Raw genomic sequence first — 24,713 nt, forward strand, 5'->3', positions numbered from 1 at the left:
TATTGCAAAAGGAAAAAACGTGAAACTGAAAATACCTTATTTCGGGGCTGGGGCGGCGTTATTACTGGCGGGATTATTGCTGGCAGGATGCGATCAGCAGAACAATGATGCAAAGCATATTAAAGTGGGCGTGATTAACGGTGCAGAGCAGGATGTGGCGGAAGTCGCGAAGAAAGTCGCTAAAGAAAAATATGGCCTGGAGGTGGAATTGGTGGGATTTAGCGGTTCTCTGCTGCCCAACGATGCCACTAATCATGGTGAGCTGGATGCCAACGTCTTCCAGCATCGTCCGTTCCTTGAACAAGATAATAAAGCGCACGGCTATAAGCTGGTAGCGGTGGGCAATACCTTTGTGTTCCCGATGGCGGGTTATTCGAAGAAAATCAAAACCGTTGCTGAACTAAAAGACGGTGCGACGATTGCGATACCTAACGATCCGACCAACCTTGGGCGGGCGCTGTTGCTGCTACAAAAAGAGAAGTTAATCACTCTGAAAGCGGATACCGGCCTGCTGCCAACGGCGCTGGATATTACGGATAATCCGCGACATCTGAAAATTATGGAACTGGAAGGGGCGCAGCTACCGCGCGTACTGGATGATCAAAAAGTGGATGTGGCGATTATCAGTACCACCTACATCCAGCAAACCGGGCTTTCTCCGGTACATGACAGCGTATTTATCGAAGACAAAAATTCACCGTACGTGAACATTCTCGTGGCGCGAGAAGACAATAAAGATGCCGAGAATGTGAAAGAATTCCTGCAATCTTATCAGTCATCGGAAGTGGCGAAGGCGGCAGAAACTATCTTTAACGGCGGCGCAGTTCCGGGCTGGTAATCGTCACCCGTTGCCGCGCCGGTTGGGGTTAAACCGCTCTGGCGCGGCGACGTGAGTCCATTGAGATAAGCACTACCGATGAGAGGATCAAAAGCGTACCCAGCCAGTCTGGCAGGGTAAAGGTGATGCCTAACAGCAGCAGGGACAGCAACGCACTGCTCAACGGTTCCGCGCAGCTTAAAATGCTCGCTTTCGGTCCGCCAATCATCTGCGCGCCTTTCAGGTACAGGCTAAACGTGAGTGACGTGCCGATGACCACCAGATAGAAAAACGCCAGAATTAAACTGCCATTCACCACGAAATGAGTTCCCTGCCCGGCATAGAACGGCAGTAGGATCATTCCACCGATTAACATACTCCAGCCGACGACCGGTAATGTGCCGTAGCGCGCGATGAGCGTTGAGGGGTAGGTGGTATAGAACGCGGCGGCAAACGCCGAGGCTATTCCCCAAAACAGCGCGGCAGCTGAGATAGATAACGACGTCGGGTTACCGTGGGTGACCAGTAAGAAAGTACCGATGAGCGAGGTGAAGATCGCCGTCAGCACTAAAACCCCCGGCCGCGCTTTGCGCACCACGGAGAACCACGCCACGATAATGGTCGGTGACAAAAATTGCAGCACCGTCGCGGTGGCGGCGTTGGATTTTTCGATGGTCAGCAGGAAGGTTAGCTGTACGGTGAGTGCCCCGACCACGGAAAAAATCAGCAGGCTGATGGCGTCCTTGCGGTTTTTGATAATGGAGAATACGTTGTCGCCGTGAACGAAAGAGAGCATCAGCAGAATGAGCCCCGCGAAAATCAGGCGCGTCATGGTCAGAAACTGCGACGACATCTGGCTTTGTTCCATGATGTACTGCGCGCAAACGCCTGAACTTCCCCATAATACGGCGGCAATCAGGACGTTCATCATCCCTCTTCTGGTGGAACTCATCTTTCCCTCTGCATGTTGTTTTGTTTTATTTGTGTGCAGGCATCATAGCAGAGATAACGAAGCGAGTGAGATATGACCCCCCACACCGCAGGGGGCTTCGGCAGTCATCTTACGGCGCAATCGGCGTCAGATAATCCAGTCGTAGCGGTTCGGCCAGCAGCTCGTTCATTTGCAGAATAAACGTCTGGAAATGGGGCAGGGCGATATGCTCGTCCAGACCGGCCTGACCGCGCCAGGATTCACGAACGTAGAAGACATCCGGTGTGTCGCGCAACTGGAACAGGGCATACTCAATATTGCCCGGCTCCTGGCGCGTGGGCAGCAGCAGAGCCTGCAGCGCCTGTTTTAGTGCGTCGATTTTCCCCGGTCTGGCTTTCAGTACCGCAATAATTGAAATCACCTCTGAATCAGACATGTTAAAACCCCTCCAGCACAATCTTGCCGACTGAACGACCGGTTTCAATTTGCGCGTGCGCTTTTTGCAGATTCGCCGCGTTGATTGCGCCAAAATGCTCGCCCAGCGTGGTGCGAATGGTGTTGTCATCGATCAACTGTGCCACGCGGGTTAATAGCTGATGCTGCGCAATGATGTCGTGGGTGGTAAACATCGAACGGGTAAACATAAATTCCCAGTGCAGCGAAATGCTTTTGGCCTTCAGTGGACGTGCATCGAGGGTTTGCGGATCGTCAATCAACGCCAGTTTGCCCTGCGGCGCCAGGGCGGCAATAATTTGCGGGTAGTGCTGCTCGGTATTGTTCAGGCTGGCAACGTGCGTCACCTCTTTAATGCCTATCCGAGCCAGCTCTTCCATCAGCGGTTTGCTGTGGTCAATCACATGATGAGCGCCTGCTTCACGTACCCATTTCTGGCTCTGTGGACGTGAAGCGGTACCGATGACAGTCATTTTGGTCAGCTTACTGGCCAGTTGCGTCAGGATAGAACCGACGCCGCCAGCAGCGCCAACAATCAATAACACATCATTTTCATTGCCATTTTCCTCAACGCCCAGGCGGTCGAACAGCATTTCCCAGGCGGTGATGGCGGTCAGCGGCAGTGCCGCAGCAGAAGCGTTGTCCAGAGATTGCGGCTTCAGCGCGGTAATACGTTCATCAACCAGCTGAAATTCACTGTTACTGCCAGCGCGACCCAGCGCACCGGCGTACCAGACTTCATCGCCAGGAGCGAACAGAGTGACTGCTTCACCCACGGACTTCACTACGCCAACGGCGTCCCAACCCAGCACGCGGGGCACATCAGCGTTAAAACCTTCGCGGACCTTGGTATCAACGGGGTTGACGGAAATGGCCTTCACTTCAACCAGCAGATCGTGCCCGGAGGCGACGGGCATGGGCAGGTCAATCTCTTGTAAAAATTCAATGTTACTGCCGTCGGTTGCGGCGCGGGTAATAGCGATGGCTTTCATAATCTCTCCGGTTAATAAACCTTCTATCTGTTGAATAATTCGATGGTAAACCGGTAGCAGAACGGGAAAAATAGCCCTTCGGCGACAGGACTTATACTCGGGGAGTGAAAATGTTCCGGCTTGAAGATCTCACGTTGTTTGTCCGCGCCGCGGCGCTAAATAGTTTTAGCGATGCCGCACGCGAAGTCGGCGTTCAGCCTGCTCAGGTCAGTTCTGCTATTAAGCGCCTGGAATCTACGCTGGCTATCCGCTTGTTTGCCCGCTCCACGCGCAGTCTGCGCCTGACGCCGGAAGGTGAGGTCTGGCTACCCTATGCCCGCCAGATGCTGGACGTGATGCATGCCGGACTGCAAAAAATTCAGACCCCGGAAGATGAAGTTTCAGGCACGCTGCAAATCGCCGTACCTTCCGATCTCGGTCGGAACCTACTGCTGCCGGTCTTTCAGTCGTTTCGACGCCGCTATCCCGCGCTGCGCCTGCGGATTTTTTTCTCCGACCAGGTGACGGATGTCTTTAAAGACCCCGTCGATGTTGCGTTTCGCTATGGCAACACCGAAGACGCATCTTACATTGCGCTGCCTGTCGCACCGGGTAACCGACGCGTGCTGGTGGCATCACCGGAATGGGTTGTGCAAAACGGCGCGCCGCAAACTCCGGATGATTTAACACAGCTCAACGCCATGACCTTCGTCTTACGCGGACGCCTGCACGATCGCTGGACGTTTACGCATAACGCCGAGGTTAGCAGTGTGCAGGTTAACGGCACCATTATGAGCGATGATGCTGAAGTAATCCGACGGCTGGCGATTGCCGGAGAAGGCATCGCATACAAGTCGTGGCTGGATGTCAGCGAGGATGTGCGTGATGGACGATTGCAGCTACTGATGCCTGATTACCTGGGCGAGAAAGCCCCGCTGAATATGATTTGCCCACATCGTAAGCAGCTTTCAACGGCGGTCCGTCTGCTGCATGACGCCGTGAAGGCGCGGTGTGACACGTTGGGCATTTTCCCGTGAGGTGTTCAATCGCAGGAATATTATTCGATAGCCATACGCATAAATAATAGCTAATCTCTGTTGCTGGCATTAATCTGATCGGAACGCCGATCAGTTAGTGATAATTGTTTCAATGAGTATAGTTTCTTCGATAAATATTGTTTCTTAAACTAATGCAGTGTTTATAATATTTATGTTAAGAATTTTTTGGTCGATGATTTAATGACTTGTATATTTATTAAAAGGTATTTGACGAGATACCTTCTGCTACGATATAAAACATAATAGCCCCGATACATACCTATTTCTTTGCCTGATTGTTAAACGCATTGATGCTTTTTGTTATTACGTTATTTATTGGGGTAGGAGAGGGCCATTGAAGTCAAAGACTATAAATGATGTATTGTATTATATAGAAGATAATTTTGTTTCAGGCATTGGTATTGATGACATTTCACAGTTTTCCGGATACAGCCGCAGGCATATACAGAATATTTTAAAACAGCGAATAAATATGCCTGTGGGGCTTTATATTCGTAGGCGACGGATAACCAAAGCAGCAAGCTTGTTACGCCTTACTCATATGGATATTATCGATATTTCAGTGCGGGTGGGATTCGATTCTCAGCAATCTTTCTGCCGTGAATTTAAAAAACTAACCGGTTATACCCCCACAGAATACCGTAAAAATCCCAGTTGGGACCTTTCGCCGTTAATGTCGTTTGTACTGCGCAGTGATATTGTTGTCGGCGAATTGCAACTACGTACCTTACCTGCTGATACCGTGCATGGATTTCAGTACAATTATGACACACCAATCCCGCCTGCCAGTGACTCACATCTGCATCGATTAAATCTAATATTTGAGCAACTTAGCAGTTCAAAACAAAATGTGCGGGCATTAACTGATTTCTCGTCTAATCCAAACTCAATGATGCGGTTGAAAGTTAAAAGCATCATTGGTAATAAAAGTCATCATTCGCCCAATGCCTATAATCGTTATGAGTGTCCTTCGGGAACGTATGCCTGTTTTTCATTCAGATTCAAGAAAGAGGACTATCCACTTTATTCAAGATATATTTATTTTAAGATGTTGCCGGAGAGTAAATTAAAAAGAAAGGCAGGCTATGATATTGAAATATTCCATTATAACCAAGAGGATCTTAAAAATAAAATAATCACCTGTGAACATTACATTCCGATAGATGTGTAATGTAAAAAAGCTCCACTTGCGTGGAGCAAAGACCTCGCAGTACACCTAGATTAGGATTGATTATTGGTACTCAGCATTGAAATAAAAAACTGAACGTACAATGCCGGGACTGACATTGTTAGCTGTTTGATAATACTGAGCATAAAACGGGATGGAATGATTACCTTTATCTTGAGGCGCTAAATTGATATATGAAGGTGTATTGAGTTTAACAGGCTGTTGTTGTTGATCTAACACCTGAATGCCGATGCCAGCAGCGCCTTTGGGGTGGATATTCTTTAGTACACCAATAATACTGCGGTGACCATTCTCTGTGTCGCTCCAGCTTAGAATAACCCGGGAAGGCGTCGTAAAATCACTTTTACAGAGAAGGTCGATAGTAAATGGTTTTCTTCCCGCAGTGCTTCCATAGCCTCTGAATTGCTCAAGTGCTATATCGGGCAGTTTGACGTTGATCGAGCGGTTACCTTTGATTGCGCATGACCGGTTGAGCATCGTGATATATTTTGCCGGCACAATGATATCCACCACGGGCAATGATTGAGCCTCACTTCTGATTTGCAGGTTGATGGAACCCGCAGCGGCTCCTGCCGCAAGCTGATCATCCAGTTTGATCAGCTCAATCTTTATTTTGCTGTTCCTGAATTCATCTGCCGTCGCTCTGAAAGTTGATGGCCACTGGATCGTTTGTCCGGTTGAGGTTTCCAGGGTGACTTTAATGCCAATCCCACTCACATTGCTGCGTATAATACCGGGTTGTTTCATTGCGGACCGATCGCCAATAATCTGTGCGGAAAAAGGCTGGTTGTTAGTACAGCCTGACGCCTGAATATTCTGTAGTGAAAGCGTGCGCGTCTGAATAACTCCCCCTGACTGGATTGATTGCTTATCGTTAACGATTTCCGGCGACAAAATAAACTTTTGTGTGGTCAGGGTACATGCAGCACTGGCTGTCTGATGAATGCCCAAGGCACAGCCCAGAATTAAAGCGGTACGTATTACCGACATGTGGCCTCCTGGTTTTTTAACACGATCGTGCATTTCCCTGTTTCCAGTGAAACGAACACTTCTGGTGAGGTGGTTTCATCAATATAAAGCGCACCGCCTTGTCCGACGTAGCCGACATGATTATTGGCATTGTCGCGGATGATGGCACCGAATGGCATTCTCTGCTGACCCTGCAGGCGGGGATAAATAATGTTCTGTTTTCTGAGCGTCGTTTCAAAGGTGACTGGAATGACATTACCTTCGTAAGGCGCAACCTTGGCCTGAGTTTTGGTAAAGTTCAGACCTTCAGTTGAACCTTTTGGATCGATAGTAACGTCATTCACGCGCCACGGACGAAGCCAGGGCAGAATGGCGTAGCCATTTTTATCGAAGCGGGTTCCAGGTACGCCTTCAAGATGAGCGCCATGCGCATCAGGCGCATAGACCAGCGCGACGGTATCTGAGCGCTCTGGCGAGAAGGTTATTCCCCCCGCGTGCCCAACCAGCATGCCACTCATTCCACCGCTTACCTGGTGCCATGAGTTACTCTGACTCCACGTCCCGTTCAGCGAGGTATAAGGCGTACGCACCATGCCGTTTGCTCCCCATTCCACACTACCGCCGCGGAGATAGCCGGTATTGACCCCCCAAACGATATTGTTTTCCTCATCAGTCGAGGTCGTGAAGCCGAGGCGTGTATTGCTGGCTTTGCCGTTATTGCTGTAGCTATCAGAGGAGATCTGCGTAAAACCGGCATTATCCCGGGGCAGGAAATAGCTGAATGAGAGCATGATTTGGTCATCTTTGGTGACCGAACCCTGTTGATCCTCATTCCAAAAACGCTGGGCGGATATACTCCAGGTCAGGTTGCCCCAGGCATTGGTGTATCCCACGGCATACTGGCGATAATTATCCTGCTGATCCCAGAACTTCTTAAGAGAGCCGGATAAATAGAATGAACCCCAGGTATCGGATAACGGCTGATTAATACTGGCGCTAAACGACTGCTTCTCGCGTGACGAGAAATATTGGCTGACGAATGCCTGTGCATCCAGGGCATCCAGGGCATCCAGCGCATCGCGTTGACCGTAAAAGTGATGTGAACTGTATTTTGCTTCCAGCCAGAGCGCGGTTGCCGACCAGGGTAGGGTGCTATTCCATGTCAGACGATACAGCTGTCCTTGTTGACGATTGTCCTCAAGCTTTAGGCGCGATTGGGTGATATCAAGGGCGAATGCGCCGAGCTGGGTGTTCAGACCGCTACCGATGAGGGCTGACTGATAGCGCTCGAATCCAGAGGCCCCGGTATACAACGTTAAATAGTTGTTCAGGCCATACTGCCAGTAGGCCTGGGCTAAAAACGGATCTTCATCATAATTATCTTCATCGACGGTCCCGAGAGTGATGCCATAGCGCGAAATGCCGGGTTTTAGTAGCTGTGGTACCGAAGAGTATGGAACGGTAAAGCGGCGGATACGCCCGTCTGATTCCTGAATCGTGACCAGCAACTCGCCGCCAGTATTCGCGGGCAACACGGAATCAATCGAGAATGGCCCAGCCGGAACCGAGGACTGATGAATGGTTTGACCATCCTGGGTGACGGTGATGCGGGCGTTGGTCTCAGCTACGCCGCGAATAATCGGCGCCCAGTTCAGCGTGCTATCCGGGCGCATTAAATCCTCAGAAGCCAATCCCACTCCGAGAATAGCCATACTGTCGAACATCTGGCTGTCAGTATAGAACTTGCCAGCGCTTAACATGGATTTCCAACGAGTGATGGGCCGTTTTAGCGTCGTGCGATTATTGGCGTAATGGCTACCTATTTTGCTGTCCCAATTTTGGCTACCAAAATGTTCAATTAGCCACCCTCCAGCAGAGCTTCGGATATCCATTCCCACCCAGGCGCTGTCCGTACTTGAACGATCGTTACCACGTTGCTGGCTGCTGTAGTAATCGGCGTTATAGCTGAAATTAATCGCCGGCACTCCTGGTTGCCAGAGTTCAGGTTGGACATAATTGTTTTCGATATTATCAACATAAGCCTGCGGGATGGTGATGCGCAGCTCAAGCTGGCTGGTGTTGAGTCTCTCCGTTGCTTTCCCGCTGGTGTCCCAATCGGCAATGCTGCCGCAGCGTGAAGGGTGAGCTGCCAGCGTTTGATTCATTTTTTCTGGGTTAATGCCCACGCCTTTGAGAAATGCTTCTGAATAACAGCTAACTAAATCGCCGTGATTATCTTTTTTGAATAATAGTTCACGACGTCCACGCCAGTTATCATTAATATAAATATCTACGATATATGTCCCGGGCAATAAGCCTGCGGCATTAAAGGACTGCAAATCGTTAAGTGAAGCATTGCCCATTAAGATGGCATTATCGAACTCGTAGCGAGTGCTGTCTTCTGCGTGAGCTCCAACGGAAAATAATGAACCATGAAAAATAATGAAACAGGGTATGGTGAGGATCCTTTTACATAAACCCATTACTAATTCCTTTTTATCCCTTTTTATTAATTAATGGTTGTTTTGTGTTCCACAACTCCGCCGTAATCGCTGATTGCTTGTAAAACAACCGATTCCCCCTGGCTGACTTGTTGTTTTGCATTGATAGTCGTTCTGCTTTTCGGGGCGATCATGACCCCTTCGTTTATGAGTCCATGGCCTGAAGACGTCACAATATCCGCAACCGTGATGAAGAAGGGGGTGGGGTTTACCAGCGTTATGTCACGTTGGTCAGCAATAATTTTTACCTTATTTTCCGCGTTTTGACGGTCACCTAACCCACTGGGTCGCCAGAAAAACTTAAAGCGTGAGCGAATGGCTAAATTGAGCACAGCTGAATTGTCCGTGACGCTATTCTTATCCACGGAAGGAATATCCAGTATGTTAAGCCACCACATAGACTCACGGTCGGTGGCGACAATATTTTTATCAACGGCTTTTTTTATTCTGAGTGATTGCCCATTGCCTGCGTCAACGCGGGCAATGGGTGGAGAAATAATAAATGGAGTGGAAATTTCTTCCGGTAACTTTTCTGGATTTCCCTCATCCAACCATACCTGGGCCAACGATGGATAGTTTCCCGTATTCGTCATTTGTATCGTGATCTCTGCGGAATCTTCAGAGTAAATAAATCGGGTGCCATTGACAATGATATTATTTGCATGTGCGGTAGAGAGAGCAAATAGAGCTAATAAATAAATGAAAATTTTCATGAAGCCTCTATTAAAATAAATGCTATAGCGCAAGGCAGCTATAGCATTGTGTATTTAGAGATAAGTAATGCTATAGTTTGCCTGAGCGCTTACCGGTCCCGGTTGAACATATGATGAACCACTATTTTCACGTGGTATAATGTAACCTACGCTGAATTTATAAGTTAAAGTCGGGCTATCATTGCCATGTAGGAGATAATCTTTCTCAGGTTCAAATCGGTCATTCTTATTCCTCAGGTTAATATTTTTTTCACGATTATCCTTAAGGACTAGCGCTACGTTTTGGGCTCCACCCCTTGTCGTATTTTTGAGATATCCATCGTGAGTTAGAGGGGAATTAACATTCCAGGCTAATTTGGGAACTATTTTTTCATTAATATAACAACCCTTCACTTTAATACTGAATTGCTGGAGTTGCGTTGCATGTAATTTGCTAACTAATGTATTGAGAACTGGGTTTAATTTTACCTGTTTATCTTTATCACCGGCTTCAATTATGCACGAATTGGAATAAACATGACCGGAAAAATTAACAACGCCTTTTTGATCCCTGTTGGGGCCATGTCCAAAATCTGCCATAGCGGAAGGAATTGCGATGGCACAGCTAATTAAACTTATAATGGATAGTTTACTCATAATGCGCTCCTCATTTAGAGATAGATCGTCCCTATTATCAGTAACATTGTCTGGGCTCCTTTTTTCTTGCGCCCTGTAAGGCTGTCGCCCGCTATCAATTATGTTAGATAAATTATTGTTGTACATCGTAGATTGGACGTATTTCACTCATCCTATAATATTAATAATGATCATTAACTATGAGTATTAATGAATTATTATTATCTATAAGCAGATTGTGATTAAGATAGTCCTCTACTCAAAGGTTAAATAAAAATACTTGGAATACAATATGTTATGTTTGTATTGTGATACTTCTTTAAATGCTATAAAGAAAAATCGAATCCTGCACTCGGAAAAAGCGAATGATCGAATTGCACAATTAGCTAAATTCTTATAATTCAATCAGATTATCTTTAATCTTAAGTAGTGACTTGTTATTGGCTTGGCATGCAATAACGATAAGGAATATTTTCAATCATCATTTGAATGAAGGCTACATATGCTTAACATGGACAGTAAGATAATACTCATTAGCAATCAATCAATACAGACGCAACTCTTGCTGGATTATCTCAATAAGCAAAACAATATCTTGGTTGATTTTGTTAACATTAGCAGACCAGACATGTCATTTATCGTTGAGGGAAGTATCATCCTCTATGACATACAGGCATCAAGCCGTAAATTAAAAAAGATCTGGTCAAAATTACTCAATGACAGCGTATATAGTTTGCGCGTTTATATTATTAACTGCCTGCGGTCGCTCCCACTCTATGAGAGCATGCTGTGGCCAAATTTTGAGTCGATCGTACCAAATAATTGCTCTACAGAATATTTGTTAGAACTCCTTAAAGAGGGGCTAAAAACCCCCCGTTCACCACGCTCACTGTCACCGCTGCCAGAGTATGTAAACCTCACGCCATCAGATAATAACTACGGCGTTTTAACCGAAAGAGAATATGAAATTTTAACTGAGTTGTCGAAAGGTGCGTCTAATGTAGAAATTGCTAACGCATTTTTTATTAGTGAAAATACAGTGAGAACGCATATTTATAATATATTTAAAAAGATATCTGTGAATAACCGAACACAGGCAGCTTGCTGGGCCAACTTGCATCTAAGAAGTCTGGCTCTCGATCAACTGCCGCGGAAGGAAATGTAAACCGTACTACTGGCGCAAAGTTTTGAAGCTTACTTTGCGCCAGCATGTCATCGTGTCGTTACTCAGTCTTTTTTCGCAGCGTTTGCGAAGAAGATATCAGACTGAATGTCTTTAGTGCGGATGGTAAAGAGCTGATTAGTCAGATCTTCCGTCAGCTTCTCGGCATCGGCCATGATGCGCAAGTTGAAGTCATTCAGCATCTTATCTGCGGCAGGTTTATCGGTTTTTGCCATCTTCAGATATTTTGCTTCGACCTCTTTTTGCTCCTTCGCCACTTTATCTTCCCATGCTTTGTAGGCTTTTTTGACGATTGGCGCGAGCTTCGGATAATCGGTCATCGTCAGCGTCTGTAACTTACGGTATTTCCAGTAAATGGACTGATCGTCCGCTTTATCGGTACCCATCGTATAGTTTGCCGGATACGCTTTCAGGCCGCTGTAGTACGGAACAAACGCGGTGAGGTCGGCCATACCCAGACCAATGTAGGTCGTTTCACCAATCTCTTTTGGCAACCACGGACGGACCTGCATCACGTGCGCTTCATAGGTGCGGAAGACGCTAACCGGACGCCATGGCTCTTTGCCGTTCAGACCGTTGGTGTACGGGTCATGGCTGGTGCCTTCGTAATGGTTACGCAGCACGGCCTTCACATCATCCAGCGTCATCTTCTTCTCTGGCGTCATGAAAACCGGGAATTCGCGCCCTTTGGCCATATCCTGATTTACGGAAGGATTGAACTCTTTCTGGATGGTCCATACGCGGGGATCGTTATACGTGCGGTCACGCTCATCATCACGGGTATAGGCTTTGGAGAAGTTGAATTTGCCATCTTTTGCCGGTTCGTACAGACCTTTTTCGGTCGCAAATTGAATCAGGTTTTTTGACGCCATCATGTCCGGGTTTTTAGGGTCGTAATCCTGTAAGCGGCCCTGATTACCGGTGGCAAAATACTGGTTATTCGGCAGGCGCTGCGCCATCCACTGGTGACCGCTGCCGGTTTCCAGGTACCAGATTTCGTTATCGTCGACGACGGCCACGCCAAAACCTTCCCCAGCGCCGACGGTCTCAACGATATGACCCAGTAGCGCCACGGCTTCACGCGCGGTTTTGCTCTGGGACAACAGAATATCCGGGATATCATCTTCGGTGATCCCTTTATCCTCGACATAGGGGTCGGCAGCCAGCGCTTTTGCTGAGGCAAAAATAGATTCTGTACCGCTCACGCCAACGCCCAATTCGTTAAATCCGGTCGCGCCGTGCAGTTGGGTTTTCCAGTTTGGAACGGTGGTATAACGCAGAGAGTTTTTGGGTAGCGGCCAGGTAAAGTCATTCGCGCCATTATGTGCTTTGGTGCTGTATACCCCGGTCTGATTCTGCTTTGCCGGATGAATGACAAAATGCTGCGCTTTCAGGGCATCACTGTCAGCGCTACGGGCTACCAGCATGGAGCCGTCCGCTGATGCTTCATTACCGACCAATAGGGTCGTACAAGCAAAACCTGATGAAACAACGGCCAAATTTATAGAAAGTGCAATCAGGCACTTTTTAAAAGTAAACATTACGTATCCCTCATATGTACGCCAAAAATACACCGGAAACACACCGTTTCCTGAAATGCGATAACGCCTGAACGCTCAGACATTGCTCGCGAGAGAGATAAACGCCCCTGTCCACGTCTTCTCCAAATATCCATCCGTAGGTTGAAGTCTTCTGGGCAAAATAAAACGCCCATTTCGCTTAATTATTGCGCAATGGATATCGTGGTATTCAGGATGTTTCCTGATTCGGGATGAAGAATAGCAATGGGATATGAGTGGATTCAGTGACCCATGTCGCGTAAGTCGATGATGGCAAATATGAATTCTATTGAAGGGGGCGTGCTTTTTGTATCCGGATATGACGTTACCTTTTGCGGCAATACAGCGAGGGGACATTTGAGCTGGCAAAAATCCATGCGCCCTTATACTCCTCCATAACCAGGCTCAGGTTTCGTCCGCTTTGACGGTAAAATCCGGGTAATGTGTTGTTAATATCAGCTTCATCGGCGCTGTCAGCGAAGGTTTTGACCACCTGCATTGCCTGTAGCACTCGGGCTTCGTGCTGCCGGGTATAACTGAAATAGATGTTCCTGCTAATGTCTGAGGTATTACGTCCGTACAGTTTTCCGGTAATGGTCGCTAGCCCCGCATCTTTGTACATCCGAAATGAAACCGTACCAGCAAAGCGGTTGCTGCCAATATTCCATTCGACATTTCCAACGCAATTTAGCTGCTTTTCGGCATAGCGTGAATGCCATAGCCATCCGCCTGAGCCGAGCAATGTCGCCACGCCGATTACGATTAAAATAAGGTGGTGTATTTTTTTCATTGCCCGCGCATCCAGTAATAATGGGTAGTACAAAACGCGTACGCATCTACCCGTGCATCTTTATCACAAACAAATGCTACGATCCTCTCCGCTTTACGGTAGCCGGAAAGGAAAACATGCTTGTTGTTTTCACAGAGAGAAGGGTGCAGTTGCATCAGATTGAAATAATTTTCCTGATCGTGATCATTCAGTGAGTAATAAATTTTACAGTTTTGCCGAGATGGGACCTGCATAGAAACAGAAATGAATTTACTAAACGGCATAACAGGACGTGTCTGATACCACACCAGCCAGATAAACAAGGTGGCAATAACGATGCCAGCGCTAAATATAATATTCCACCAGGGGACCCGCGTCGTTTGTTGTGCCGCGGGAGGAATTATCTTTGGGGGCGCGTATTCCTCTATTAGCGGTTGCTGGAAAACTTCACTCTGAGGATGCGTTATCGCCTCTACCTGCGTATTTCCATTTAATCTGAGTCCGCGTCGTGAAATAGTTTTCACCGTATCACGTGGCAGACCCACATCCGCCAGCGCGTTACGTAGCGTCAGAATAGCCTGGTAAAATGTGTTGGTTGTGGTCACATTATTTCTCTCACCCCAACCCACTTTTATCAATGTGTTCTGCGAAACAATGTCACTTGCGTGAGTAATTAAATAGAGAAAGCAAAGCGAAGCTGGGAGCTGAAGTTGTATTGACCGCCCGGTCTGACGATTGACCAGACTTTTGCTGTCAGGATTAAATTCGACCAACTGATTGATAAGGTACAATTGCCCAGCCCTCAGTAACTATAACGTATCACCGCGTGTGCCTACACATACCTTAAATTTTACATCCAAATCGTGAATATGCCTCACTCTTTGTACGTGATCGAAGATAAGAATTTCACTTAAGGATTAAAAACACTTTAAATACAATGTGTTACGTGTGTAAATTCTTAGGTGAGTATTAACTAATGTTAAATAATGAGAATTCATTACAGTTTTATCTGAATTCTCATTATATTTATCAACAGCACTTCAAGGGGGATTGAGTTATCAGGATTGTGTAATTAATAAGAGCCCCTTTCATTGGTTAATTTTTAGCAAATAGTGCTTTTTTAATTTTTATTCTGGGATTTGGATTTATGCATAAAATTCCTAATACCCAGACTGTTATTCTGAGATAAAGCAGAAAAAAGCTTAGCGCAATCGCATTACTTATAGCCTATACATAATAACATATCAGGAGTTTATTACATTTTTTAGGTGTCACTGTTATTAACTGACAAGGAATGTCACACGTGTCGGATTGACACATTTATTTACCAATGAAATATTTATGGAAAAATAACAGGAGTCATTTTTGATGAAGAGATCACCATCACAGAGTGTTCGTTGCATAAGCTGTGAATTATCCTGTCAATTATTTCCGGATACTGTGGTACGCGCCAACTACTGTCACCGAGCCACTTTTGCGATCTGGCCAGAGGGAAATAGTTTTCTGCAAAAAGGAATTATTGAAAAACTTCTCCTTAATAATCAAAATCATTTGTCGCGTGGGTTTATTTTTGTGGACTTTTCCTTCCCAAACTTGCGCCTGTTCGCCGATCCGCAATGGGTTGACCGGCTGGCCTACAGCGGTATGTATATTGTGTTGATAGCGGACAGGAATCTCGCGCCGTTAGCCAACTACTGGCTGTCGAAAAGCAATAAAATACAAGGGATTATATATTCCGATGATGATGATGAAGTTCAGCATCAGAAAATTCGCCGATTATTTACCGGCCACCTTGCGAACAGTAAACGCGGACGCTCACTCAACTATACAGAAATGATATTACTGAAGCGGTTTGTGTCAGGGAAAAGTATTCAGCAAATTACCAAAATAGATAATATAGATATTAAGAAAATATATGTCTACAAGCTCAGGCTTGAAGATAAATTAGGCCATAGCATTCATCAAATACTGTCGAATATTTTATAACGCATTTTTGATTCTTACTATTTTCACATCTTTGCGATGTGGTGGACGCCCTACGCCCGAAAGCAGGAGGCTATTATGAAAAAACCTAAGCATTACTCACGCATTGCGATAGCGGTATCAACCGCGTTAACGTCAATGGTATTTTCAACCCACGCGGCCTGGATTGATATTGATAGTCTTCCTGCCAGTGGATTGGTGAGCAGTCTTTCGCCGGAGTTGCAGGCTTTATTTCCTGCACAGACGAATGACAGTTTCAAAAAAAACAGCGATACGCCGAATTATGTTTATCAGTGGAGTGCCGGTACCATTCCCGTTTATGGTCATGGATTAACGCTGAATGGGCCAGGAGGAGAAGCCTTCGAACACACCATTACCGTTATTCAGAACAGCGCGACGGGTAGCCCGGGCGTTATTTTCGGTGACGACCTTACGATTCGCACACAGTCAAAGAATGCCGCTAATAATGGTAAAGATGTTGACGGTATCCGCACGCACGGGGCTAATACGCCGGATAATCCAGTCTTTATTATCACCGGGGATCGCACCAGTATTTATGTGGACGGCCAGGATGGTGATGGTATTAACGCCGGATACAACGCCATCGGTCAGGGTGGGATAGGCTCAGCAAACATCTACGTCGGCGACGATCTGTATATTCAAACCACCGGTAACCAGGGACGTGGCATCACCGCCAACGCGTTTAGAGACGCAACGCTTGCCAAAAATACGATTATTGTCGGCGATCGTGCCCACATTGTGACTACCGGTAACAGCTCAGAGGGAATCCGCTCCGGACAGAGCGGGTCCTCAATCCGCCTTGGCAATGACGCCACCATCGAGACATCGGGCACTTCCTCAATAGGGGTCTACGCCGCCTCATCTTCCAAAACGGAACTGGGCAATAACGCCACTATTTCGGTGAGCGGAGCCAGCGCCCATGCGGTCTATTCCTATAATGCGACGGTGAATCTGGGTGATAATGCGACGATTCGTGTTAACAGCATCGATAAAGTTTACTCATTCAGCAAGGCCCCACGCGGCCTGTATGCGATTTCACGCGGCACGGTAAATCTCGGTGGCGGCGCTACTATTGCTATGGCGGGCAATCACAGCAATGAAAGCTATGCCATCAGTACAGAAACGGGCGGCATCGTCGACGGTTCTGCTGGCGGGCGTTTCCTTATCGACGGCGATCTTCACGCCGCCGGTGCTACTGCCGCAAACAACACCCAGCCGCAGCAAAACAGTACCATCAAACTCAATATGACTGACAACTCGTTGTGGAGTGGGGCGTCATACGTCACCAGCGCCACTGCCGGGACGGGGGTTATCTCGCTGCAAATGAGCGATGCGACCTGGAACATGACCAACAGCTCAACGCTCACTGACCTGACGCTGAACGGCGGGTCAGTGGTGAACTTTGGGCATGCTGACGGCGAACCGTGGCAGACGCTTACTATCAATGAAGATTTTACCGGCAACGGCGGAAAACTCGTTTTCAATACCGTCCTGAATGACGATGCCTCCGAAACCGACAAGCTGAAAGTGCTCGGCAACACCGCGGGTAACGCATTTGTGGCAGTGAACAATATTGGCGGAACCGGGGCGCAAACCGTTGAGGGAATTGAGATCATCGAAGTGGCCGGTAATTCTGACGGTACTTTTGAGAAAGCGGGCCGTATTGTTGCCGGTGCGTACGACTATAACGTGGTGCAAAAGGGCAGCAACTGGTATCTGACCAGCTTTATTCCTGCTCCGCCGGATCCGGAAGAGCCGGACCCCGTCGATCCGGACCCGGTTGACCCTATTGACCCAGATCCCGTTGACCCGGACCCGGTTGACCCTATTGACCCTATTGACCCAGGTCCTGTTGACCCGGACCCGGTTGACCCTATTGACCCAGGTCCTGTTGACCCAGACCCGGTCGATCCTGTCGACCCGATTATCCCTGAGCCGGAAGAACCTGTTGCGCCCCCTGTCACTGAGCAGCAGTACCGCCCGGAAGCAGGCAGTTATCTGGCGAACAACTACGCTGCTAACACGCTGTTCATGACCCGACTCCACGATCGTCTGGGGGAAACGCAGTACGTCGATATGCTGACGGGCGAGAAAAAAGTCACCAGTCTGTGGATGCGTAACGTCGGGGCACATACCCGCTTCAAAGACGGTAGCGGGCAGTTGAAAACCCAAAGCAACAGCTATGTCTTGCAGTTAGGCGGTGACCTGGCGCAGTGGAGTAGCGACGGCCTCGACCGCTGGCACCTCGGCGCGATGGCTGGTTATGCCAACAGCCAGAACCGCACGCAGTCCAGTCTGACCGGCTACCATTCACGTGGTCAGGTCACTGGTTACAGCGTGGGACTGTACGGCACCTGGTATGCCAATGACGCTGACAAGACCGGCACTTATGTAGACACCTGGATGCTGTACAACTGGTTTGATAACAAGGTGATGGGCCAGGAGCAGGCGACGGAGAAATATAAATCCAGCGGGATCACCGCTTCTGTTGAAGCCGGTTACAGCTTCAAACTGGGTGAAAACGAGCGCAACAGCTATTGGCTGCAACCGAAAGCTCAGGTGGTGTGGATGGACGTGCAGGCCGACAGCCACCGCGAAGCGAACGGTACCCGCGTGAAGGACAACACCGATGGCAACCTGATGACCCGTCTGGGGGTAAAAGCCTTTATCAACGGTCACAACGCCATCGACGACGGTAAATCTCGTGAGTTCCAGCCGTTTGTTGAAGCCAACTGGATCCACAACACGCAGACGACTCGCGTGAAGATGGACGATGTGAGCAACGACATGCGTGGCACCAAGAACATTGGCGAGCTGAAAGTCGGCGTTGAAGGTCAAATCACTCCGCGCCTCAACGTGTGGAGCAACGTGGCCCAACAGGTTGGTGACAAAGGCTACAGCGACACCCGCGGTATGCTGGGCGTGAAATATAACTTCTGACGTAGTTGCAGGTAATGGAAAAGCCGCTGATTATTGGGTCAGCGGCTTTATTTTTTGTGGGGGAATGCCGGATAAGCGTTAGCGCTATCCGGCAAATAAGGTGGTGAGCAACAAACGTTACCTATTTGATAATACATTACTTAATTTTATTCTTTGTGCTGACCTATCAACGTATCAAAGAAAGCATCACCATCGGCAATATTTCCTAAGTGGATATCGTTTTGAGTCCATTGGATTTTTGTTTTCAGTATCTGCAGCGTTATCTCTTCCGTTTGTTCACCACCTTCAATGGGGTAGATAACTATGGCTGGTTTTCCTTTGTGATTCATTTGTTCGGGGTCTCGATTCGCTTTGGTTTTGTCCCTGAGAGAACATGTACATTGTTCTCTCACTGGGATAAATACTAACAGGCAGAGTAGGCCGGATAAGCGTTAGCGCCATCCGGCACCTGGTAAACCTGTAATTAACGCTTACAGGTTCAGTTATACGTTACTGGAGAGTCGCCAGCGTGCTCTCAATTCTTTTTAACTTCTGATTTGCTTCTTGCAGCTTATCCTGCAGCCGTTGCTCCTGCTCGCCATAGACCATCAGGACGATACAGCCATTCATCACTTTTACGGTAATCTGTTGCCCGGTATCAAACCCCGCTTCGCGTAGCCACTTGCCGGAAAGAATAATTTTGGGCGTGGATTTGTCGAAAACATTCGGGCGGTATCCCACAATTAACGAGCGCTCGGTTCCAGATTGGTCGGTGTCTGGGGTAGAATGCGAATCAGCCATAATCAACTCCTTGATAGTTGGTGAGGTTAGCTCTCGTCGGGTACTGCGAATACCGGGCGAGAGCGTTTATGAGTCAGGTCGTCAGATATAAAGGTACGTACCTGATTGGTGGTATACTGCTCTTGTAGGTACGTACATGTCAACAGCTAAACGCGACCCAAATCAGTCTAAATCCGGAAAAGCACCAACTTTCCAGATTCGTATCACACCCGAGTTAAAGGCGCAGTTCGAGGCTGCGGCAAAGGCAGAGGGGATGAGTTTGGGGAATTGGCTCAAAACCTTGGGGAGAAATGAATTACGTAAATTAGGTATTGAGCCAGAAATGTAGGTTAGTTCTATTAAGAATTTTGAGCGTCAGAGGATTCGGGAAAAGAAACTACATCCATTTTCAATGCTGTTTAACCAGAGAAAATTGAAGCCATCCCTTTGCGAATTTTTAGATTATCTAAATTTATTTGCCCGTGAGCAACAGCTATATAAATAGTATTCTGCAAATGAACTCGATCAAAATCGTAGCCTATATCTTTAGCCATAACAGAAAGTAAATTCGCAAAAAGTCTATGGCTAGTCTGATCCCATATCGCGTTACCACTCTCACTTTCTGGAAAGTGTGTGCATAAAGGAGTGTTTTTCGATAAGTTTTTGTACTCGGACTGCGAGCAAAGGACTTAAAAGTGTAGCAAAACAGTAGCGGCAGTTAGTGCTAAATTTATTGTCTTTTCCTTAATTCTGAAGGTTATGACAATTGAGACGAAATAAAATCTTTGAGGATGATATGAGCATTTTGGCGGAAGATCACAGGAGTCGAACCTGCCCGGGAACGCTGGCGTCCCCAACTGGATTTGAAGTCCAGCCACCTCACCGGAGATGACGATCTTCCGCGCCTCGATTGCTACATGGAGGCGGGGCGCATTATAGCTACTTCCAAACGTTTCCACACCCCCTCACTCACTTTTTTAACTTCCGTTTCTCTATACCATGACCAGTTTCAAATAAATCCCCGCAAAATCCATTACTTACACTTAGACACATTTTTTGACGCTACGCTGATCACAGAAAACAAGAATCGTAATTTGATAACGAGATATCGGAATACCCGCGCTCACAGGGATGGTTTACAAGAACTGTAACCGGTATCAGGGCGTGTGAAAGTGCTAACAAGGATGCGTAATGAAAAGTGAAATTCTGTCTGTTAAAGAGAAGATTGGCTACGGAATGGGCGATGCGGCTAGCCACATTATCTTCGATAACGTCATGTTATATATGATGTTCTTCTATACCGATATTTTTGGTATCCCAGCCGGATTTGTCGGCACCATGTTCTTACTGGCCCGCGCGCTGGATGCCATCTCAGACCCTTGTATGGGGTTGCTGGCTGACCGTACCCGTTCGCGCTGGGGGAAATTCCGCCCATGGGTGTTGTTTGGCGCACTGCCGTTTGGTCTGGTTTGCGTGCTGGCCTACAGCACGCCGGATCTCAGCCTGAACGGCAAAATGATTTATGCCGCAATCACCTACACGCTGCTGACCCTGCTTTATACCGTGGTCAATATTCCCTACTGCGCGCTGGGCGGCGTGATCACTAATGACCCAACGCAGCGTATCTCCCTGCAATCATGGCGCTTTGTGCTGGCGACGGCGGGCGGCATGCTCTCCACCGTGCTGATGATGCCGCTGGTGAATCTGATTGGTGGCGAGGATAAAGCGTTCGGCTTTCAAGGCGGGATTGCGGTGCTCTCCGTGGTGGCGTTCCTGATGCTGGCGTTCTGCTTCTTCACTACCAAAGAACGCGTGGAAGCGCCGCCGAGCACCACCTCTATGCGTGAAGACCTGCGCGACATCTGGCAAAACGACCAATGGCGCATCGTCGGCCTGCTGACCATCCTCAATATTCTGGCCGTCTGCGTTCGTGGCGGGGCGATGATGTATTACGTCACCTGGATTTTGGGTAAGCCGGAGGTGTTTGTCGCCTTTCTCACCGCCTATTGCGTCGGCAACCTGATCGGCTCTGCGCTGGCAAAACCGCTGACCGACTGGAAATGCAAAGTCAGCGTCTTCTGGTGGACCAACGCTGCGCTGGCGGTAGCGAGCCTGGCGATGTTCTTTGTGCCGATGCACGCCAGCATCACCATGTTTATCTTTATTTTTGTCATTGGTGTACTGCACCAGCTCGTTACGCCAATCCAGTGGGTAATGATGTCCGATACCGTTGATTACGGCGAATGGTGCAACGGTAAACGCCTGACGGGGATCAGCTTTGCGGGCACGTTGTTCGTGCTCAAGCTGGGTCTGGCGCTCGGCGGGGCGCTGATCGGCTGGATGCTGGCGGGCGGTGGCTACGACGCCGCAGCGAAAACCCAGAACAGCGCCACCATTAGCATCATCATCGCCCTGTTCACCATTGTCCCGGCTATTTGTTACCTGCTGAGTGCCGTGATTGCCAAACGCTTCTATACCCTGAAAACGCCGTATCTGACGGAAATTATGAGTCAGTTGGCTCAGGGCGCGCGCCGCAACCAGCAGGATTTCACGACGAAAGAATTACAGAACTAAGGAACTGACGATGAAAATTAGCGATGGTAACTGGCTGACCCAACCTGGCCTGAATTTAATACACCCAATTCAGGTGTTCGACGTTGAACAGCAGGGTAACGAGATGATTGTCTACGTTGCGCCGCGCGATGTGCGTGAACGTACCTGGCAACTGGATACCCCACTCTTCACCTTACGCTTTTTCTCGCCGCAGGAAGGGGTGGTGGGGGTACGTATGGAGCACTTCCAGGGCGCGCTGGATACCGGCCCACATTACCCGTTGAATGTGTTGCAGGACGTCAATGTTGAGATGCGAAACACCGCTGAATTTGCCGAACTGAAGAGCGGCAATCTGAGCGTTCGGGTGACCAAAGGCGAGTTCTGGTCGCTGGATTTCCTGCGTAATGGTGAACGTATTACCGGCAGTCAGCTAAAGAATAGCGGTTACGTGCAGGATACCCACAGCGGGCGTAATTATATGTTTGAGCGTCTGGATTTGGGCGTGGGGGAAACGGTGTACGGGCTGGGCGAGCGTTTTACCGCGTTGGTACGTAACGGCCAGACGGTGGAAACCTGGAACCGCGATGGGGGCACCAGTACCGAGCAGTCTTACAAGAACATCCCGTTTTATCTCACCAACCGCGGCTACGGCGTGCTGGTGAACCATCCGCAGTGCGTGTCGTTTGAAATCGGCTCTGAGAAAGTGTCGAAAGTGCAGTTCAGCGTTGAAAGCGAGTATCTGGAATATTTCGTCATCGACGGCCCAACGCCGAAGGCGGTGCTGGATCGCTATACCCGCTTTACCGGCCGTCCGGCGTTGCCGCCAGCCTGGTCGTTCGGTCTGTGGCTGACCACGTCATTCACCACCAATTACGACGAAGCGACGGTGAACAGCTTTATCGACGGCATGGCCGAGCGCAATCTGCCGCTGCACGTCTTTCACTTCGACTGTTTCTGGATGAAGGCCTTCCAGTGGTGCGACTTTGAGTGGGACCCGGTGACCTTCCCGGACCCGGAAGGTATGATCCGCCGCCTGAAAGAGAAAGGGCTGAAGGTGTGCGTATGGATAAACCCCTACATCGGTCAGAAATCCCCGCTGTTCACTGAACTGAAAGCGAAAGGGTATCTGCTCAAGCGCCCGGACGGTTCCCTGTGGCAATGGGATAAATGGCAGCCGGGCCTGGCGATTTATGACTTCACTAATCCACAAGCCTGCGAGTGGTATGTCAACAAGCTGAAAGGTCTGGTGGATATCGGCGTAGACTGCTTCAAAACCGACTTTGGTGAACGCATTCCTACTGACGTTCAGTGGTTTGACGGTGCCGATCCGCAGAAGATGCACAACCATTATGCGTACATCTACAACGAACTGGTGTGGAACGTGCTGAAAGAAACCGTCGGTGAAGAAGAGGCTGTCCTGTTTGCTCGTTCAGCTTCGGTGGGCGCGCAGAAGTTTCCGGTGCACTGGGGCGGTGACTGCTACGCCAACTATGAATCGATGGCGGAAAGCCTGCGCGGTGGCTTGTCTATTGGCCTGTCCGGCTTTGGCTTCTGGAGCCACGATATCGGCGGCTTTGAGAATACCGCTCCGGCGCACGTCTACAAGCGCTGGTGTGCGTTTGGGCTGCTCTCCAGCCACAGCCGCCTGCATGGCAGTAAATCCTACCGTGTGCCATGGGCGTACGATGACGAATCCTGCGATGTGGTGCGCTACTTCACCGAACAGAAATGCCGCATGATGCCGTACCTGTATCGTGAAGCAGCGCGCGCTAATGCGCAGGGCACCCCGATGATGCGCGCGATGATGCTGGAGTTCCCGGACGATCCGGCGTGTGATTATCTCGACCGCCAGTACATGCTGGGCGATAGCGTGATGGTCGCGCCGGTGTTTAGCGAGGCGGGCGATGTGCAGTTCTATCTGCCGGAAGGACGCTGGACGCATCTGTGGCGTAATGATGAGGTGGCCGGCAGCCGCTGGCATAAGCAGCAGCATGACTTCCTGAGTCTGCCGGTTTATGTGCGTGACAATACCCTGCTGGCGTTGGGCAGCAATAACCAGAAGCCGGACTACGCCTGGCACGAAGGGACAGCGTTCCAGCTGTTCCATCTGCAGGAGGGGCGGGAAGCACTCTGTGAAGTTCCGGCTGCTGACGGCTCGGTTATCTTCACGCTGAAGGCGACGCGTGTAGGTAATACCATCACTGTGAAAGGGAATGGTGAGGCACGTAACTGGACGTTGTGCCTGCGAAATATTCAGAAAATTGGCGGCATTAAATGCGGGTCGCATATGGGCAGCGAGCTGGGTGTAGTTATTACTCCACAGGGCAGTGAGCTGACGATTACCTTGTAAGCATGTGTCGACGTGGTGCCGGATGCGTCTTATCCGGCCCACACCGCGAGCAGCGTTCCAGATCTTAAAATCAAAAACATCCCGACTTAAATTTTTACCTCCCCATATTTGCGAGCGCTATCACTCTAATTCCCGCGAAAAATGTGATCTGCGCCGTAAATATCTTACTATTTCCTCTTTTTGTCTTATTTCTGTCCGGAATACAGGACACGATTTAGTATTGTTGGCGCATCGTAGTCCTCTTATATTTATCATCACGGATTACACGTGGAGCATAAATGCTTCTTTATTACCTAAATAATTCGAGTTGCAGGAAGGCGGCGACGCAGCGAATCCCCTGAGCGTACATAAGTACGTGACAGGGGTGAGCGAGGAAAGC

Annotated in this window: 22 protein-coding genes and 1 tRNA gene; 9 read left to right on the forward strand and 14 right to left on the reverse strand. The window is 48.7% G+C overall.

What is annotated here, in order from left to right; genetic code table 11:
- The first annotated feature begins 19 nt into the window (after window positions 1–19).
- On the forward strand, window positions 20–838 hold the full coding sequence (gene nlpA / locus HV229_RS00200) for a lipoprotein NlpA (RefSeq protein ID WP_181546634.1): 819 nt from the start codon (window positions 20–22) through the stop codon (window positions 836–838).
- A gap of 28 nt (window positions 839–866) precedes the next feature.
- Here the strand turns inward: nlpA and HV229_RS00205 are convergent, their stop codons facing one another.
- The 3 genes from HV229_RS00205 to HV229_RS00215 all read right to left on the reverse strand — a co-directional run bounded on the left by HV229_RS00205 (window position 867) and on the right by HV229_RS00215 (window position 3,193).
- Complete coding sequence (locus HV229_RS00205) at window positions 867–1,769, reverse strand: carboxylate/amino acid/amine transporter (protein WP_016155035.1); 903 nt, start codon at window positions 1,767–1,769, stop codon at window positions 867–869.
- 109 nt (window positions 1,770–1,878) lie between these two features.
- Window positions 1,879–2,184 carry a putative quinol monooxygenase gene (locus HV229_RS00210; protein ID WP_047415729.1) on the reverse strand — a complete coding sequence of 102 codons (306 nt, stop codon included), beginning with the start codon at window positions 2,182–2,184 and terminating at the stop codon, window positions 1,879–1,881.
- 1 nt (window position 2,185) lies between these two features.
- Complete coding sequence (locus HV229_RS00215; RefSeq protein WP_016155033.1) at window positions 2,186–3,193, reverse strand: zinc-binding alcohol dehydrogenase family protein; 1,008 nt, start codon at window positions 3,191–3,193, stop codon at window positions 2,186–2,188.
- A 110-nt stretch (window positions 3,194–3,303) separates the two neighbouring features.
- On the opposite strand from HV229_RS00215, the gene HV229_RS00220 reads away from it, so the two are divergent.
- Both HV229_RS00220 and HV229_RS00225 read left to right on the forward strand, forming a co-directional pair.
- A complete protein-coding gene (locus HV229_RS00220) occupies window positions 3,304–4,209 on the forward strand; it encodes a LysR family transcriptional regulator (protein WP_181546636.1) in 906 nt (301 codons plus the stop codon).
- Window positions 4,210–4,564: 355 nt separating this feature from the next.
- Complete coding sequence (locus HV229_RS00225) at window positions 4,565–5,401, forward strand: helix-turn-helix domain-containing protein (protein ID WP_181546638.1); 837 nt, start codon at window positions 4,565–4,567, stop codon at window positions 5,399–5,401.
- A gap of 60 nt (window positions 5,402–5,461) precedes the next feature.
- On the opposite strand, the gene HV229_RS00230 is transcribed toward HV229_RS00225, so the two are convergent.
- From HV229_RS00230 to HV229_RS00245, 4 genes are read right to left on the reverse strand one after another with little or no spacing between them, the layout of a single operon-like run.
- Window positions 5,462–6,409 carry a fimbrial protein gene (locus tag HV229_RS00230; RefSeq protein ID WP_181546640.1) on the reverse strand — a complete coding sequence of 316 codons (948 nt, stop codon included), beginning with the start codon at window positions 6,407–6,409 and terminating at the stop codon, window positions 5,462–5,464.
- On the reverse strand, window positions 6,400–8,871 hold the full coding sequence (locus tag HV229_RS00235; protein ID WP_181546642.1) for a fimbria/pilus outer membrane usher protein: 2,472 nt from the start codon (window positions 8,869–8,871) through the stop codon (window positions 6,400–6,402). Before HV229_RS00235 ends, HV229_RS00230 begins: the two co-directional genes overlap by 10 nt.
- Window positions 8,872–8,897: 26 nt before the next feature.
- The gene (locus tag HV229_RS00240) at window positions 8,898–9,602 is read right to left on the reverse strand and encodes a molecular chaperone (RefSeq protein WP_046274748.1); all 705 of its coding nucleotides are present in this window, start codon (window positions 9,600–9,602) and stop codon (window positions 8,898–8,900) included.
- Between the two features lie 54 nt (window positions 9,603–9,656).
- Window positions 9,657–10,238 carry a fimbrial protein gene (locus tag HV229_RS00245; protein ID WP_046274747.1) on the reverse strand — a complete coding sequence of 194 codons (582 nt, stop codon included), beginning with the start codon at window positions 10,236–10,238 and terminating at the stop codon, window positions 9,657–9,659.
- A 481-nt stretch (window positions 10,239–10,719) separates the two neighbouring features.
- On the opposite strand from HV229_RS00245, the gene HV229_RS00250 reads away from it, so the two are divergent.
- Window positions 10,720–11,382, forward strand: coding sequence for a LuxR C-terminal-related transcriptional regulator (locus HV229_RS00250; protein ID WP_181546643.1), 663 nt, complete (start codon window positions 10,720–10,722; stop codon window positions 11,380–11,382).
- 62 nt (window positions 11,383–11,444) lie between these two features.
- On the opposite strand, the gene HV229_RS00255 is transcribed toward HV229_RS00250, so the two are convergent.
- The 3 genes from HV229_RS00255 to HV229_RS00265 form a co-directional block, all read right to left on the reverse strand.
- On the reverse strand, window positions 11,445–12,941 hold the full coding sequence (locus HV229_RS00255; protein WP_016155025.1) for a C69 family dipeptidase: 1,497 nt from the start codon (window positions 12,939–12,941) through the stop codon (window positions 11,445–11,447).
- 343 nt (window positions 12,942–13,284) lie between these two features.
- The gene (locus HV229_RS00260) at window positions 13,285–13,749 is read right to left on the reverse strand and encodes a hypothetical protein (RefSeq protein ID WP_016155024.1); all 465 of its coding nucleotides are present in this window, start codon (window positions 13,747–13,749) and stop codon (window positions 13,285–13,287) included.
- Complete coding sequence (locus HV229_RS00265) at window positions 13,746–14,519, reverse strand: winged helix-turn-helix domain-containing protein (RefSeq protein ID WP_181546645.1); 774 nt, start codon at window positions 14,517–14,519, stop codon at window positions 13,746–13,748. The genes HV229_RS00260 and HV229_RS00265 overlap by 4 nt, the downstream gene beginning before the upstream one ends.
- A gap of 577 nt (window positions 14,520–15,096) precedes the next feature.
- On the opposite strand from HV229_RS00265, the gene HV229_RS00270 reads away from it, so the two are divergent.
- Together HV229_RS00270 and misL are read left to right on the forward strand one after the other, a co-directional pair.
- Window positions 15,097–15,714, forward strand: coding sequence for a helix-turn-helix transcriptional regulator (locus HV229_RS00270; protein WP_016155022.1), 618 nt, complete (start codon window positions 15,097–15,099; stop codon window positions 15,712–15,714).
- Between the two features lie 75 nt (window positions 15,715–15,789).
- Window positions 15,790–18,672 (forward strand): intestinal colonization autotransporter adhesin MisL, encoded by a 2,883-nt coding sequence (gene misL / locus HV229_RS00275; RefSeq protein WP_181546647.1) that lies wholly within the window; start codon window positions 15,790–15,792, stop codon window positions 18,670–18,672.
- 146 nt (window positions 18,673–18,818) lie between these two features.
- On the opposite strand, the gene HV229_RS00280 is transcribed toward misL, so the two are convergent.
- Both HV229_RS00280 and HV229_RS00285 read right to left on the reverse strand, forming a co-directional pair.
- Window positions 18,819–19,001: a prevent-host-death protein gene (locus HV229_RS00280; protein WP_249417780.1), complete on the reverse strand. Its 183-nt coding sequence runs from the start codon at window positions 18,999–19,001 to the stop codon at window positions 18,819–18,821.
- Between the two features lie 160 nt (window positions 19,002–19,161).
- A complete protein-coding gene (locus HV229_RS00285; protein WP_115190052.1) occupies window positions 19,162–19,452 on the reverse strand; it encodes a SymE family type I addiction module toxin in 291 nt (96 codons plus the stop codon).
- Between the two features lie 136 nt (window positions 19,453–19,588).
- Here HV229_RS00285 and HV229_RS00290 point away from each other — a divergent pair, with 136 nt between their 5' ends.
- Window positions 19,589–19,780 (forward strand): toxin-antitoxin system HicB family antitoxin, encoded by a 192-nt coding sequence (locus HV229_RS00290; RefSeq protein WP_003844491.1) that lies wholly within the window; start codon window positions 19,589–19,591, stop codon window positions 19,778–19,780.
- Window positions 19,781–19,850: 70 nt separating this feature from the next.
- On the opposite strand, the gene HV229_RS26470 is transcribed toward HV229_RS00290, so the two are convergent.
- Window positions 19,851–20,033, reverse strand: coding sequence for a DUF6680 family protein (locus tag HV229_RS26470; RefSeq protein WP_308457948.1), 183 nt, complete (start codon window positions 20,031–20,033; stop codon window positions 19,851–19,853).
- Window positions 20,034–20,237: 204 nt separating this feature from the next.
- Window positions 20,238–20,332, reverse strand: a tRNA-Sec gene (locus HV229_RS00295).
- Window positions 20,333–20,622: 290 nt separating this feature from the next.
- Between HV229_RS00295 and HV229_RS00300 the strand changes: the two genes are divergently transcribed.
- Window positions 20,623–22,005: a glycoside-pentoside-hexuronide family transporter gene (locus tag HV229_RS00300; RefSeq protein ID WP_016155017.1), complete on the forward strand. Its 1,383-nt coding sequence runs from the start codon at window positions 20,623–20,625 to the stop codon at window positions 22,003–22,005.
- Window positions 22,006–22,015: 10 nt separating this feature from the next.
- The gene (gene yicI, locus HV229_RS00305; RefSeq protein WP_181546649.1) at window positions 22,016–24,334 is read left to right on the forward strand and encodes an alpha-xylosidase; all 2,319 of its coding nucleotides are present in this window, start codon (window positions 22,016–22,018) and stop codon (window positions 24,332–24,334) included.
- The last annotated feature ends 379 nt before the right edge of the window (window positions 24,335–24,713 follow it).

Origin of the sequence: Citrobacter sp. RHBSTW-00524 (assembly GCF_013747755.1) — a bacterium.
Classification (GTDB): Bacteria; Pseudomonadota; Gammaproteobacteria; order Enterobacterales; family Enterobacteriaceae; genus Citrobacter; species Citrobacter braakii.